At 72.5% G+C, this 14,340-nt stretch carries 10 protein-coding genes, 1 tRNA gene and 1 other RNA gene; 8 read left to right on the forward strand and 4 right to left on the reverse strand.

Annotation, left to right across the window (positions count from 1 at the left end):
• Positions 1-212: 212 nt before the first annotated feature.
• A complete protein-coding gene (locus ACFWM7_RS25815; RefSeq protein WP_383264563.1) occupies positions 213-833 on the reverse strand; it encodes a hypothetical protein in 621 nt (206 codons plus the stop codon).
• A gap of 280 nt (positions 834-1,113) precedes the next feature.
• Entirely contained in the window at positions 1,114-1,293 is a 180-nt protein-coding gene (locus ACFWM7_RS25820; protein WP_383264588.1) for a peptidoglycan-binding protein, read from the reverse strand.
• A 426-nt stretch (positions 1,294-1,719) separates the two neighbouring features.
• Here ACFWM7_RS25820 and ACFWM7_RS25825 point away from each other — a divergent pair, with 426 nt between their 5' ends.
• Both ACFWM7_RS25825 and ACFWM7_RS25830 read left to right on the forward strand, forming a co-directional pair.
• A complete protein-coding gene (locus ACFWM7_RS25825) occupies positions 1,720-2,517 on the forward strand; it encodes a peptidoglycan-binding protein (protein ID WP_383264566.1) in 798 nt (265 codons plus the stop codon).
• A complete protein-coding gene (locus ACFWM7_RS25830; protein WP_383264569.1) occupies positions 2,514-3,392 on the forward strand; it encodes a helix-turn-helix domain-containing protein in 879 nt (292 codons plus the stop codon). Before ACFWM7_RS25825 ends, ACFWM7_RS25830 begins: the two co-directional genes overlap by 4 nt.
• Before the next feature lie 317 nt (positions 3,393-3,709).
• On the opposite strand, the gene ACFWM7_RS25835 is transcribed toward ACFWM7_RS25830, so the two are convergent.
• Entirely contained in the window at positions 3,710-4,996 is a 1,287-nt protein-coding gene (locus ACFWM7_RS25835; RefSeq protein ID WP_383264571.1) for a hypothetical protein, read from the reverse strand.
• 323 nt (positions 4,997-5,319) lie between these two features.
• Positions 5,320-5,407: transfer RNA gene (locus ACFWM7_RS25840), tRNA-Ser, on the reverse strand.
• Between the two features lie 132 nt (positions 5,408-5,539).
• Here ACFWM7_RS25840 and ffs point away from each other — a divergent pair.
• The 6 genes from ffs to ACFWM7_RS25870 all read left to right on the forward strand — a co-directional run bounded on the left by ffs (position 5,540) and on the right by ACFWM7_RS25870 (position 14,296).
• An RNA gene (gene ffs / locus ACFWM7_RS25845) (signal recognition particle sRNA small type) lies at positions 5,540-5,634 on the forward strand.
• 114 nt (positions 5,635-5,748) lie between these two features.
• Positions 5,749-8,004 carry a DNA polymerase III subunit gamma and tau gene (locus ACFWM7_RS25850; RefSeq protein ID WP_383264574.1) on the forward strand — a complete coding sequence of 752 codons (2,256 nt, stop codon included), beginning with the start codon at positions 5,749-5,751 and terminating at the stop codon, positions 8,002-8,004.
• 123 nt (positions 8,005-8,127) lie between these two features.
• Positions 8,128-9,378: a phosphoribosylamine--glycine ligase gene (gene purD, locus ACFWM7_RS25855; protein ID WP_383264577.1), complete on the forward strand. Its 1,251-nt coding sequence runs from the start codon at positions 8,128-8,130 to the stop codon at positions 9,376-9,378.
• Positions 9,379-9,787: 409 nt separating this feature from the next.
• Positions 9,788-11,485 (forward strand): hypothetical protein, encoded by a 1,698-nt coding sequence (locus tag ACFWM7_RS25860; protein WP_383264579.1) that lies wholly within the window; start codon positions 9,788-9,790, stop codon positions 11,483-11,485.
• A gap of 335 nt (positions 11,486-11,820) precedes the next feature.
• Positions 11,821-13,275, forward strand: a complete 1,455-nt coding sequence (locus tag ACFWM7_RS25865) for a N,N-dimethylformamidase beta subunit family domain-containing protein (protein ID WP_383264582.1) — start codon at positions 11,821-11,823, stop codon at positions 13,273-13,275.
• Positions 13,276-13,381: 106 nt separating this feature from the next.
• The gene (locus ACFWM7_RS25870) at positions 13,382-14,296 is read left to right on the forward strand and encodes a phosphoribosylaminoimidazolesuccinocarboxamide synthase (protein WP_383264585.1); all 915 of its coding nucleotides are present in this window, start codon (positions 13,382-13,384) and stop codon (positions 14,294-14,296) included.
• Positions 14,297-14,340 lie beyond the last annotated feature (44 nt).

Here is a 14,340-nt window from a genome sequence, read left to right on the forward strand (position 1 = left end):
AGCTGTGCGGCGGGCTGCCGCTGGCGCTGCGCATCGCGGGTTCGTGCCTGGGCCCGCGCTCGGCCCCAACACGCTTTCCAGCGGTTCGCGCGAGGGTCCGGACGGACTCGCGGCCGTTCTGAACTGGAACCCGGTGGTGTGGTGGGGAATCGGTACGCGGTGATCACCTCGCTGGTGCCACCCTCCGGCTACGGCACGGGGAGAACCTTGACTCAGTTGGCCCAGACGACCGGGCTGTCGCTGTACGTGTCGCCCTCGTCGAACTCGGCGCCGGTGACGGGCGCGGTCTTCGTGGCACTGAGCGAGCAGGTCTCGTACGACGCTCCCTTCGTGGTGAACTCGCGGGGTGCGGCCTCCCGGTCGCACTTGCCCGGGATGTCGCCCATCAAGATGACGCCCGTGCCCGCGCCGCCTTCCAGCACACCGTCCAACTTCAGCGACGCGTACGACAGGTCGGTGCCGCCGACGTTCTCGACCTTCATCTTGATGAAGTAGGGCGTCATGCCCTTCGCCCTGTCACCGAAGGCGGCCATGTCGGCCTCGGCGCCCTTCTCGATGGCCGTGACGGTCACGGCGATGGTGCCCTTCTTGTCGCTCGTGTACGCGAACGGCAGGACTGCCCGGTCGCCGACCTTGAGCTCCGTGCCCGGCGCGGTGACGTCACCCTCGGCCGGAGCGGCACCGCCGTCGCCGGTGCCGTCGCCGCCGTCGGCCGGGCTCTCGCTGCTCGGTTCGGACGAGGCCGGGGCCGACGCGGAAGCGGACGCCGACGGAGATTCCTTCGCGGCCGGCTCGCCGTCGTCGCCGTTGCAGGCCGAAAGTGCGAAACCCATGACGGCCAGAGAGGCCGCAGATACTACCCGTCGCTTGTGCACTGTTTCCTCGCTGATATGGAGGCTGCCTCATATGGATATGGCAGCCTTGAGCTTTCACTTGGTTCGAGACTGAGGCGGTGTGGTACGGCGGCGCAGGGGTTTTCCCTCCCCGGCAGCCGCCTCTCCGGCCAGGCCCTCGCGGTGATGTCGTCCCTCGCCACAGCCTGCGAATCCGCCGGGTCGACAGGGGACTTCGGGCAGTCCGGCAACGTCGCCGAATACTGCTCGGCCGGTCGGGTCAGAGCGTGGACGGGTTGCTGCAGGAGTTCAGCGCACCACGGTCGTAGTAGTGCGGCCACCGCATCTTCCCTCGCGTCTGGGGGCCGTAGGCACCGTCCGCGCTGCCGTCGAGGTTGAGCCTGTTGATCTGCAGCCACTTCACCGCCTCGACTGTGCCGGTGCCGTAGTCGCCGTCGATGCCACCGGAGTTCGTGGATGTCTCTCAATTTCGCAAGGCATGCAGAATCCGCCTCAGGTCTGGCGTGCCCAGCGACACACCCAGGCGGCTCCTCCTCGTGCTGGTGTCGGAGACGCCCTCCTCGTCGGGAGCCGACCGCATCCGGCCGGTTCTGCACCGAGCATGCGGGAGCGGCGCGGCGGTCGGCCACAGCTGCCGCGGAAGTGGCCCCGTCCCGGGGCGTCCCGCCTTCCGGCCTGCGGTGATGCCGACCGCCAAGTCCCCGCGGCGGGATCCACGGAGCCGGAGGGACGGCCGGTTCCGCACCCGGGCGGAGGCCCGCCAGGCCGGCGCACAGACTTCCTCTGTGTCGTCCGTGACAGCTGATGCAGAATGAGACCGACGTATGGAGGCCGCGCCTGCGGTCCGGAACGTGATGGGAAAAGCGTGCCCCGCTGGAAGGAACTGCCCGCGGAACTGCCCCCGCCCGCCCGTCAGCTGATCGTCCGGCTGCGCGGGCTGAAGGACCGCAGCGGACTCAGCGCGCGGCAACTGGCCGCGCGGACCGGATACAGCGCGAAGTCGTGGCAGAGGTACCTGAACGGTAGGTCCCTGCCGCCGCAGGAGGCCGTCGCGGCGATGTCCCGGGTCTGCGGCGAGGATCCGGTCCGCCTGCTGGCGCTGCACGAGATCGCCGCCGAACGCCGGCCGGAGGGACGGCGGCCCGCCGCCCGGGCGCCCGAGAGCCCGCCCGCGGCCCCGGCACAGGTCCCGGGGGAGCGGCAGCCGTACGGGCGCCATCTGCGCGCCGCGCTCGCCGCGGCGGCGGTGGTCACCGTCCTGTCCGCCTCTGCAGCCCTCCTGCTGGCTGTGCGGCTCACCGAGGCCCGTACCCAGCTCGCCCACCAGCGCGATGCCACCGTCGCGACCGCGCCGGCCACCGTGTCGGAGACTCTGGTCCCGGTTATCTACACCTGCCGTCTGGAGAAACGCGAGGGGCGCTGGCACGCGGGGCTGAGCCCGACCGCGGACGTGCTCCTCTCCAACACCCAGGTGGGCCTCGAAGTGGCCGAGGCCCAGTGTCTGCTGCGCCGGGCGGGTACCGTTCCGGGGGACATCGACGGTGTTTTCGGCCCGAAGACCCGACGAGCGGTTGAGCACATGCAGAAGAGGAACGGGCTGATCGTGAACGGAGTCGTCGACCCGCCGACCTGGAACGCCCTGCGGGAGGCAGATCCGACGTGACCCCGGAACATACCCGGCTGATCGCGGAGTTGCGGGAACTGCGGGCCGGCGCGGGGCTGAGCCTGGCCGCACTGGCGGAGCGGACGGCGTACAGCAAGTCCTCGTGGGAGCGCTACCTCAACGGCAGGGCCCTGCCTCCGCGCCAGGCCGTACAGGAACTGTGCCGTCTCGCGGACCAACCGCAGGGGCGGTTGCTGGCCCTCTGGGAGATCGCCGAGTCGCGCTGGAGCGGTCGCTCGGTGGCCACCCCCCAGCCCGCTTCTCCCTCTGCGACAGAAGGTCCGCCGCCGCAGCCCGTGGAGGCCGCCACAACCGAAGGGCCTCGACGACGCCTTGGACGGGGCAGGCTCCTGATGCTGCTGGCATCGGCCTACAGCGTGATCGTCGGTGGTGTCGCCGTCGTGCTGCTCTTCCTGCTGCCGGACTCCGAGGCGCCCAGGGACGAATCGTCGCCCGCCTCCGTCCCCTTCTCCTTCGCTCCGCTGTGCCATGGGGCCGCCTGCGAAGGGCGGGATCCGATGCGCTTGATCTGTGGCATCGGCCCCGACACCCTCGCCACGCTCCGCACCGCCACCGGCGCCCACGTCGAACTGCGGCACAGTAGGAAGTGCGGGGCGAGCTGGGTACGGACCTGGGGGACCGAGATCGGCGACCGGGTGGACGTCACGGCAGACGGCCCGACCCACAGCGTGCGCATCAGGAACGCGGAGGACGCGGCGACCTTCGTCTACACCGGGATGACCGAGGCCACCGTCGGCGGCTCCGTCCGGGCCTGCTTCCGGCCGGCGTCGGCCGACGGCGAGCGGGAGTGTTTCGAGGCCCGGGTGACCGAGCCCTCCGCGAGGACACCCTCGCCCTCGGTGCAGTCGGGCTAGGCGGGCGGCAGAGCCCGACCGAGGCACGTCAGCGTGCGGCGGCTCGAAGACGACGCCGAGGGCCGGCACGGTGACCGCGGTAGATACGGGACGACACCGCCCGCCGGCTGGTACGGGCTTGTGCGGCACGTGGAGGACGGACGGTGCCCGGAAGCGTGCGACTCGCGCGGCAGCCACGTGAAAACGGGGTGGGGCCGGGGCGGGCAACGCCCAGCCCGAGTACCCGTGCGCGAGTACCCGTGCGGCACAGGGCTCCGCGCAGTGTTCCGAGGGCTGTCGACGACCACGAAGGTCCCTTGGTGTCCTCACGAGCCAGATCAGTGCTTCGGAAGGCGGTCCTGTTCGCGTTGCAGTGCCGCGAAGTCGTCGGAGAGAGCGTAGGTACGCGGGAGTGGGGCGCTTCGTGCGTGACGGACGGTGCGGGGAACGTAGAGGCTGTTGAGCATCCAGGGTTTCGTCTTCTCGGTGAGGTCCCGCACGGATGCCTTCCCTTGCACCACTCCGTAGGTGGCCACGGCCAGGCGGCCCGTCTCCCGGTACGCGGTCACCTGATCCCGCATGAAGTGCTTGTGGTCCTCGAACCACGGGCTCATCCGCAGGAAGTCCCGCCACTGCTCCTCGGTGAGCGGGCGTTCGGCGGCGGCCTTGAGGAACTGCCACACCCGGGTGTCTCGGCCGAGGCCGAGTTCTTTGCCGTGGGCGGTGACGAATGGGGTGGACAGCGGCTTCGGCATCTGCCGCTGGTAGTGGTTGACCAGGGAGAACTCGGTGACGAGGAACTTCTTGCCGCCGTCGAGCCGGGGCAGGACGTAGTCCAGGTACTTCTGGGCGGCCCCGGCCGAGGTGACGTGCGGGTGCATGTCCAGTCCGTCGAGCTGCGAGGTCCGGTTGACGAAGTCGATCCACTCCTCGGTGGCATCCGAGAGCATCGCGGGGTCGTCCAGGTGGTTGAGGGCGCCCATGTACAGCCGGGTACGGCACCCTTCGCGGAAGTGCTCGTCCCGGTAGTCGACGACGTGCTTCGTGACTGCCTGGTAGAAGGCGTTGAGTCTGGTCCGCCTCTCCTGCGGACGGGTTTCCAGGAAGGGTTCGTTGCCAAGGGTGAGGATCTCCACCTTGTCCAGCACGGCCTCAAGCACCTTGTCCACGGCCGCCAGTTCGGCCCGCATCTCCCTGCTCCCCGGGGCCGGGACCGTCCGGCCCTCTTTCCTGAACTGGAACTTCAGCGCCAGGATGGTGCCGAAGCCCTGCCCGTGCAGGTTCAGGAGCGAGTCGACCGCCCGCAGACGCTCTGCGGCCATGCCCTCCTTGACGCGGTCCAACACGGTGAAGCCGCGCACCCAGCCGGTGCCCAGGCCGTCCAGGGCCGCCTTGTCCACATAGGTGGGATCCTCGTTGAAGTTCGCGCCGAGGGCGCCGTCCGGGACGGAGGCGTGGGGCTTTGCGGACTCGGTGCTCTCCGGCTTGCCCGAGGTGTCGTTCCCTTGGTCGTCGCGGTCCGCGCTGCCGGTGCACCCGGCAGTCAGAAGGGCCCCGGCGGAAAGGCCGAAGAGCTGTCGACGCGAGAGAGGCGCGTGGGATGTGGGGGCCCGGCCGCTCTGCATGGGTGCTCCGTTGTCGTCGTGGGCGGGTCTACGTCACGTCGGGGCAGTCTTCAGCACGTTCCTGTGCGGCGAGGTCCGCATTTTTCGCGACCTTGTGTGTCGAACTGGCGGACAGGCTCGTCGGCGACTTCCCAGATGAGGCCTCCGACCGCTGGGCGACGCCGGCGCGAATGCCGCCCGTCACGTGCTGGTACCGGGCCGCCATGACAACAGCCGCGCGGAGGGCTCCGAAGAGTCTCGTCGAGACTGCAGTTGAGACTACGAACGCCGAAGGGCCCCACCGCAAGCGGTGGGGCCCTTCAACGTATTGCCCGTGAGAGCAATGGCGGAGGATACGAGATTCGAACTCGTGAGGGGTTGCCCCCAACACGCTTTCCAAGCGTGCGCCCTAGGCCACTAGGCGAATCCTCCGCCGCAAACAATACAAGACGTTGGAGGGTGCTCGCGAACACGATCCCCGGAGATCGTCCGGAGAGGGTCCGCAGGTCGTTCGTGGGGGCGGGCGGGTGGACCGGAGGGGGTGGGGATCGGCTAAGGTGGGCGTCAGCCCCTCACGTGGCGCTATCTGACTGAACTCCCCCAGGGCCGGAAGGCAGCAAGGGTAGGTTGGCTCTGGCGGGTGCGTGGGGGGCCCTTTGCGTTCCGGTGGCGTTGAGCCGTGGGGCGGTGTTTCCGCGGCCCGAGCTGCGGCGGGAGCCCTCGCGTGAGCCGTGTGGGGCCGGTTGTCAGTCGGCCCCGATAACCTCGTAGGTGTGTCGTCCCTTGCGCTGTACCGCCGCTACCGCCCCGAGTCGTTCGCCGAGGTCATCGGTCAGGAGCATGTCACTGACCCGCTCCAGCAGGCCCTGCGGAACAACCGGGTCAATCACGCGTACCTGTTCAGCGGGCCGCGTGGTTGTGGAAAGACGACCAGCGCGCGCATCCTCGCCCGCTGTCTGAACTGTGAGCAGGGCCCCACGCCCACGCCGTGCGGAGAGTGCCAGTCCTGCCAGGACCTCGCACGCAACGGGCCGGGATCCATCGACGTCATCGAGATCGACGCCGCTTCGCACGGTGGTGTGGACGACGCCCGTGATCTGCGCGAGAAGGCGTTCTTCGGGCCCGCCTCCAGTCGTTACAAGATCTACATCATCGACGAGGCGCACATGGTCACCCCGGCGGGCTTCAACGCCCTGCTGAAGGTGGTCGAGGAGCCGCCGGAGCACCTCAAGTTCATCTTCGCGACGACCGAGCCCGAGAAGGTCATCGGGACGATCCGGTCGCGTACGCACCACTATCCCTTCCGGCTGGTGCCCCCGGGCACCCTGCGCAGCTATCTCGCCGATGTGTGCGGCCGGGAGAACAGCCCCGTCGAGGACGGTGTCCTCCCGCTCGTCGTGCGCGCCGGGGCCGGGTCCGTGCGTGACTCGATGTCCGTCATGGACCAGCTGCTGGCCGGTGCGGGCGACGACGGTGTGACGTACGCCATGGCCACCTCGCTCCTCGGGTACACGGACGGCTCGCTGCTCGACTCGATCGTCGACGCTTTCGCCGCCGGCGACGGGGCCGCCGCCTTCGAGGTCGTCGACCGCGTCATCGAGGGCGGCAACGATCCGCGTCGGTTCGTGGCCGATCTCCTGGAGCGGCTGCGGGATCTGGTGATCCTCGCCGCCGTGCCGGACGCGGGGGAGAAGGGGCTCATCGACGCGCCCGCCGATGTCGTCGAACGCATGCAGGCCCAGGCCTCCGTCTTCGGCGCCGCCGAGCTGAGCCGCGCCGCCGACCTCGTCAACGACGGGCTCACCGAGATGCGCGGCGCCACCTCGCCGCGCCTCCAGGTGGAGCTGATCTGCGCCCGGGTCCTGCTGCCCGCCGCCTACGACGACGAGCGGTCGCTCCAGGCCCGGCTCGACCGGCTGGAGCGCGGGGCCTCGGCCGCCGCTGCCGCCTCGTTCGCCGCCCCGCCTGCTGCCGCGGCGCCGATGGGGTACGTACCCGGGCCTGAGGCCCACGCCCCCGTGGCCCCCGCCGGTCCGGACGCGGCTCGTGCCGCCGTACGGGGCGAGGCGCCCCCGGCCGCGCCCGCTGCTTACGCACCGCCCGCAGCGACGCCCGCCCCCGCCGCCTACGCAGAGCCCGCGCCGCAGGCCCCCGTGGCGCCCGCCCCCGAGCCCGGCCAGCGGCCCGGTTCCTGGCCCGCCGCCGCGGGAGCCGGGGCCGGGGAGCAGGCCCGTCGACCCGGTGGCTGGCCCACCGCGTCCGCCCCCGGCAGCGGCCCGGCCCCCGCCGCCACCCCGCCGCCCTCGTCCCCGGTCGCCCAGGCCCCGGCGGCCCCCGTCGGGCCGACCGCGCCCGAGGGCGGGCAGAGCATGGCCCAGGGCGCCGCTCAGGTGCGGAACATGTGGCCCGACATCCTGGAGGCGGTCAAGAGCCGCCGGCGCTTCACCTGGATCCTGCTCAGCCAGAACGCCCAGGTCGCCGGGTTCGACGGCACGACGCTCCAGCTCGGCTTCCTCAACGCGGGCGCCCGCGACAACTTCGCCAGCAGCGGCAGCGAGGAGATCCTCAAGCAGGTCCTCGCCGAACGCGTCAACGCCCAGTGGCGCATCGAAGCGGTCATCGATCCCTCCGGTGGCGGCGGGATGCCCCCGCAGTCCGGTGGAGGCGGCGGACGTCCCGCCCCGCAGTACCAGCCCCCCCCGGCAGCCCCCGCCGCCCCGGTCGCGTACGAGCCCCGGCCCCAGCACTCGGCCCCGCAGCAGCCCGCGCCCCCGCCGCAGGGGCAGCAGCACGCGCCGTCGGCCCCTCAGCCGCCTCCCTCAGCGCCGCCGCAGGGCCGGGAGGCCGCGCCCGCCCCCGAGGCCTCCCACAGTTCGTACGGGGCGGAGCCGTCGTGGTCCGTGGCCCCCGAGGACGACACCGCGGAGGCCGACGATCCGGATCTCGTCGACTCCGCCCTCTCCGGCCACGAGCTGATCGTCCGCGAGCTGGGCGCCACGGTCGTCGAGGAGTTCACCAACGAGCAGTGAGCCGGCGGGGTCGAGCGGTGGGTCTGCCGGCCGGGCAGCGAGGCAGGAGTCGGGCCGTGGTGGGCCCGTCCACGGACCGGTGGCCGTCGGGGCTTTCCGCGGCCGGCGGCTAGGCTGCACCCCGTGAAGGTCCTCGTCATCGGCGGCGGCGCCCGCGAACACGCCCTGTGCCGCTCTCTGTCCCTCGACCCCGATGTCACCGCTCTGTACTGCGCCCCCGGCAACGCCGGCATCGCAGAGGTGGCCGAACTGCACCCGGTCGACGCGCTCGACGGTGACGCCGTCGCGCGCCTCGCGGCCGAGCTGGGCGCCGGGCTGGTGGTCGTCGGCCCGGAGGCGCCGCTCGTCGCCGGGGTCGCCGACGCCGTGCGCGCGGCCGGCATCCCCTGCTTCGGCCCCTCCGGCGAAGCCGCGCAGCTGGAAGGCTCCAAGGCGTTCGCCAAGGACGTCATGGCCGGCGCCGGGGTTCCCACCGCCCGCAGCTACGTCTGCACCACCCCCGCCGAGATCGACGAGGCCCTCGACGCCTTCGGCACCCCGTACGTCGTCAAGGACGACGGCCTCGCGGCCGGCAAGGGCGTCGTCGTCACCGAGGACGTGGACGTCGCCCGCGCCCACGCGCTCTCCTGCGACCGCGTGGTCATCGAGGAGTTCCTCGACGGCCCCGAGGTCAGCCTCTTCGCGATCACCGACGGCACCACCGTCGTGCCGCTCCAGCCCGCCCAGGACTTCAAGCGCGCCCTGGACGGCGACGAGGGCCCGAACACCGGCGGCATGGGCGCCTACTCCCCGCTCCCGTGGGCGGACCCCAAGCTGGTCGACGAGGTCCTCGAAACCGTCCTCCAGCCGACCGTCGACGAGCTGCGCCGCCGGGGCACGCCCTTCTCCGGGCTGCTCTACGCGGGCCTCGCGATCACCTCGCGCGGCGTCCGGGTCATCGAGTTCAACGCCCGCTTCGGCGACCCGGAGACCCAGGTGGTCCTGGCCCGGCTGCAGACCCCGCTGGCCGGTGTCCTGCTCGCCTCCGCCAACGGCACCCTCGACGTCCTCCCGCCGCTGAACTGGCGCGACGACGCCGCGGTCACCGTGGTCATCGCCTCGCACAACTACCCGGGCACCCCGCGCACCGGCGACCCGATCGACGGGCTCGCCGACGTCGCGGCGCAGGATGGACCCGACGCGTACGTCCTGCACGCCGGAACCCGCGCCGAGGGCGACGCGGTGCTCAGCGCGGGCGGCCGGGTGCTCTCGGTGACCGCGACCGGCAAGGACCTCACGGCTGCCCGTGAGCGCGCCTACACCGCGCTCGGCCGGATCCGCCTGGACGGCTCCCAGCACCGTACGGACATCGCCCTCAAGGCCTCCCAGGGCTGACTCCCCTGTACGGCTCGCCCTCGGGGCCTCCCGGCGCTGACCGCCCGCCCGTACGAAGGCCAGCCCCGCAGCCCCGCAGCCCCTTGCGCCCGCCCCGTACGCCACCGGTGTACGTGGCCGGCGCGAGGGGCTTTCGCGTGTCCGCGTGCCCCGGCGGGCCCGGGTCTCCGGTCGCTTGCCCATGGGCGCGGACACGTCAGCAGCTTTACCCAAAGCCATTCCATCGGGTGACGACTGGGCTATCCGGATGACGGCCGCCGGACCCCCAACTAGGGTGCGGCGCAAGCGTTCCGGCACTTGGCCCACCGGCATTGCGATGTCGGTGGCGGGTGCCACAGTGGGGGAGTGAGCAACACCGCCGCGAGGGCCAAGAGGGCCGCGATGAGGGCAGAGGGGGTGACGTCCGGCCGTGTCCGGTATCGATGTGGGTGAGGAGCTGGGTGCGCGGGCCGCACAGGCCCGAGCGCTCTCCCTGCTGCGGATCCGCGGCAGGGCACTGGCCGTGGCGATCCTGCCCGCGGCCGTCGCCGTCGTGCTGTTCGCGGCGGACGCGCAGGGGCATCTGGCCGGTCCGGCCTGGGACGCCGTGCGCTGGACGGTCCTCGGGGTCGCGGTCGTCGTGCTGCTGGTGACCGTCCTGGTCGCCGTCTCCGTGGCCCGCGCGCGGCCCGCCATGAGCCCGACCGTCCCCGTGCCGGAGGCAGGGGCCCCCGACCTCTACCGCCTGGTCAGGGACCTGGCCGACCGGCTCGACGTGCCCGCGCCCTCGGCCGTGGCGCTGACCCCGGACTGCGACAGCTGGCTGGAGGACCGGACGCACCGCGCGCTCCGGCGGGGCCCGGCGGCCTCGGTGGATGCCGGGGACACCGCCCCCGTCCTGGTCATCGGCTCGCCGTTCCTGTGGTGGATGCGGGTCGCCGAGCTACGCGCGGTCCTCGCCCCCGTGGTGGCGGGCACCGGCCCGTCCGCGCATCCCGACATAGCCGCCGCCCGCCGCTTCGTCCGCGGTCTGGACGCCGCGATCGCCGATGCCGCCGCCCCCGGCCGGGGCCCGGTGCGCGGGGCACCGCTCGCCTTCGCCGGCTGGGTCGCACGGCTGCTGCTCCGCGCCTGCCGGGGCCATGCCGCCGAGATGGAGCGCTGTGTGGCGGCCGCCGCGTCCATGCGGGCCCAGACGGTCGACTACGGGCTGCGCATCGCCGCCCAGGAGCAGGTCGGCCTCGCCTACGCCGGCTGGGACCGGCTGCTGACCCGGGTGGCGCTGCCCGCCTGGCGGATGGGCCGCTGGCCCTCCCGGCTGGACGCCGGGGTCGTCTCCGCGCTCACCGAGCTCTCCCGCCGGGACCGGCTGGCCGACGGCTTCGCCCTGCGCCTGGACGAGCGGCCCGCGTGCGACCTGCTGGAGGAGCCCGGGGTGGCCGACGAGGCCGCGTCCCTGCTCGCCGCCCGGCTCTTCCACGGCGGCCCCGCCGAGAGCGGTCCGGGCTGGGCGCCGGTGGACTGGCAGCAGTATCCCGACGAGGTCGTCGACCGGAAGTGGCGCAGCGAGGCGGCCCGGCTGCACCGGGTCCTGGACACCCTGGGCGTCCCCCGCGCCTCCGCCGCCGACCCGGCCGTCCCGACCCTGGCCCGGGTCATGGAGCACCTGTCCGGACCCGGCGGTCCCGGCGGCCCGGGCGAGGCGCTCGCGGCGGGCATCGGCGCCGCGGTCGCCCGCGAGGAGGCCGAAACCCCGCCGCACGCCAGCGGCCAAGTCCAAGTCCAAGTCCAAGGCCACGGAGGCGCGGGGGGCGGCCCGGCCGACGACCCGCTCGACCTCTGGGGCCCGGGCCCGCTGCCCCTCTTCCCGCTCCAGCCACCGCGTACGGGCACCGAGCTGCTCGCCGACCACGTCGCTGCCATGGTCTGCTGCGCGGCCGTGGACACGGCGGGCGCGGCCCCCGGCCTGGACTGGCTGGACGGCCCCGCGCTGCTCGTCGGCGGCGAACGGCGAGCGGACCTCGCGACCCCGGTCCTCTGCCTCGTCGAGGACGGCGATCCGGACCCGCTGCTGTCCTGGCTCGCCGAAGTGGGGGTGCGCTCCGACAAGCCGGTCCGGCTGGTGTGACCGGCGTACGGACCGGCGCACCGGACCGCCCTACCGGCACGGCGCACCGGACAGGCCTGCCGGCACGGCGTACTGGACAGGCCTACCGGCCCGGCGCGTACCGGACAGGCCTACCGGCACGGGCTGCGGCCCGGAGCGCGACGTCGGGACTCCGGCGTCCGGACTCCGGAGCCCACCGTTCGGAAGGAATGGTTCCGTTCCCGTCAATTCGCGACGAAGGGTGACGGGCTGCGTGCGTTATGTGATGTGCTGGGGATCGGCGCTGACATCCGGCGCACCAGAGTTGTCCGGGGGCTCCCCCGAGTTGTCCGGGGGATCCGAGGGAGGGGCGCGGCATGGGGGCGGAGCAGATTCGCCGGTGGGAGTCGGGCGCCCTCGCGCACGCGGTGAGCGACCCCTTCGGCCAGGGCCCGCTGCCCTGGCTGCGCGGCAGTGAGAACTACTTCGACGACACCGGCCAGGTCGTCCCCTGGTACGCCGACCTCGCCCGCTCCACCGGCGGCGGCACCCGTACCGCCGACGACGTGCACCGCCAGATCAAGGGCTTCGTCTCGCCCGGCGCGGCGGCCCCCGGCGAGGCCATCGACTTCCACATCACCGTGGATCCGCCCCAGCAGTTCTCCGTCGACGTCTACCGGATCGGTCATTACGGCGGCGACGGCGCGTCCAAGATCACCACGAGCCCGCGGCTCTCCGGCATCGTCCAGCCGCCCCCGCTCGCCGCCGACCGGACCGTCTCCTGCCACCACTGGTGGATGTCCTGGCGGCTCCAGATCCCGAGCTACTGGTCGGTCGGCGCGTACGTGGCCGTCCTGACCACCGCCGACGGCTACCGCTCGCACATCCCCTTCACGGTCCGCCACGACCACCCCGCCGACCTGCTGCTCCTGCTGCCCGACATCACCTGGCAGGCGTACAACCTCTACCCGGAGGACGGCCGCACCGGCGCCAGCCTCTACCACGCGTGGGACGAGCGGGGGCGGCTGCTCGGCGAGGAGGACGCCGCCGTCACGATCTCCTTCGACCGCCCGTACGCCGGGGCCGGCCTGCCGCTGCACGTGGGGCACGCGTACGACTTCATCCGCTGGGCCGAGCGGTACGGCTACGACCTCGCCTACGCCGACGCCCGCGACCTGCACGCGGGCCGCGTCGACCCCAGCCGCTACCGGGGCCTGGTCTTCCCCGGCCACGACGAATACTGGTCGCTGCCCATGCGCCGGGCCGCCGAGCGGGCCCGGGACTCCGGCACCTCGCTCGTCTTCCTCTCCGCCAACACCATGTACTGGCAGGTGGGCCTCGCCCCCTCCGCATCCAACGAGCCCGACCGGCTGCTGACCTGCCGCAAACGCCGGGGGCCCGGGAAGTCCGCCCTGTGGCGCGAGGTGGACCGGCCCGAGCAGCAGCTCCTGGGCATCCAGTACGCGGGCCGGGTGCCCGAGCCCCACCCGCTGGTCGTGCGCAACGCCGAGCACTGGCTCTGGGACTCCACGGGCGCGGTCGACGGCGACGAGATCCCGGGCCTGGTCGCCGGCGAGGCCGACCGCTACTTCCCGCGCACCAGCCTGCCCGAGCACGACAACCGGATCCTGCTCGCCCACTCCCCGTACGAGGACTCCGAGGGCGCCACCCGCCACCAGGAGACCTCGCTCTACCAGGCCCCCTCCGGCGCGCTCGTCTTCGCCTCCGGCACTTTCGCCTGGTCCCCGGCCCTGGACCGTCCGGGCCACACCGACCGCCGGATCCAGCGGGCCACCGCCAACCTCCTCGACCGGATCTGCAAGCGGGACTGACGTCGCCTGTGAGACGCGAAGCCGGTCGGCCGGGCCCCGGGCAAGGACCGCCCCGCGGATACGGGACAATCGGAACCGCTCCTGGATCAATCTACGCGGAGGCACCGTGTCCGGTTTTGTAGAAAAGCCCGAGCCCGTGCAGGTTCCGGGCCTCACCCACCTGCACACCGGCAAGGTGCGTGACCTGTACCGGAACGAGGCGGGCGACCTCGTCATGGTCGCCAGCGACCGTATCTCCGCGTACGACTGGGTCCTGCCGACCGAGATCCCCGACAAGGGCCGCGTCCTCACCCGGCTCTCGCTCTGGTGGTTCGACCAGCTCGCCGACCTGGTGCCCAACCACGTCATCTCCACCGAGCTGCCCCCGGGCGCCCCGGCCGACTGGGCGGGCCGCACCCTCATCTGCAAGAGCCTGCGCATGGTCGAGGTCGAGTGCGTGGCCCGTGGCTATCTGACCGGCTCCGGGCTCGTCGAGTACGAGGCCACCCGTACGGTCTGCGGCATCGGGCTCCCCGAGGGCCTGGTCAACGGGTCCGAGCTGCCCGGGCCGATCTTCACCCCGGCCACCAAGGCGGCCGTCGGCGACCACGACGAGAACGTCAGCTACGAGCACGTCGCCCGCTCGGTCGGTGTGGAGACGGCCGCCGATCTACGGCGCACGACGCTCGACGTCTACCGCCGGGCCCGGGACATCGCGCACGAGCGCGGGATCATCCTGGCCGACACCAAGTTCGAGTTCGGCTTCGAGACCACCGAGGACGGGACCGAGCGGCTGATCATCGCCGACGAGGTGCTGACCCCGGACTCCTCGCGCTTCTGGCCCGCCGCCACCTGGGAGCCCGGCCGCGCGCAGCCCAGCTACGACAAGCAGTTCGTCCGCGACTGGCTGACCTCGCCCGCCTCCGGCTGGGACCGCAAGAGCGAACAGCCGCCCCCGGCGCTGCCGCAGGAGATCGTGGACGCGACCCGCGCCAAGTACATCGAGGCGTTCGAGGTGCTGACCGGCACCAGCTGGTCGTAACGACCGCGGAACACGAAGAAGGCCCCGGACCGAAAGGTCCGGGG

The sequence above is a fragment of the Streptomyces sp. NPDC058375 genome (assembly GCF_042723425.1).
GTDB classification, from domain to species: domain Bacteria; phylum Actinomycetota; class Actinomycetes; order Streptomycetales; family Streptomycetaceae; genus Streptomyces; species Streptomyces durocortorensis.

Coding starts and splice junctions, on each gene's coding strand:
- ACFWM7_RS25815 (WP_383264563.1), bottom strand. CDS start 833: ATGGGTTTCGCACTTTCGGCCTGCAACGGCGACGACGGCGAGCCGGCC.
- ACFWM7_RS25835 (WP_383264571.1), bottom strand. CDS start 4,996: ATGCAGAGCGGCCGGGCCCCCACATCCCACGCGCCTCTCTCGCGTCGA.
- ACFWM7_RS25865 (WP_383264582.1), top strand. CDS start 11,821: ATGGGGGCGGAGCAGATTCGCCGGTGGGAGTCGGGCGCCCTCGCGCAC.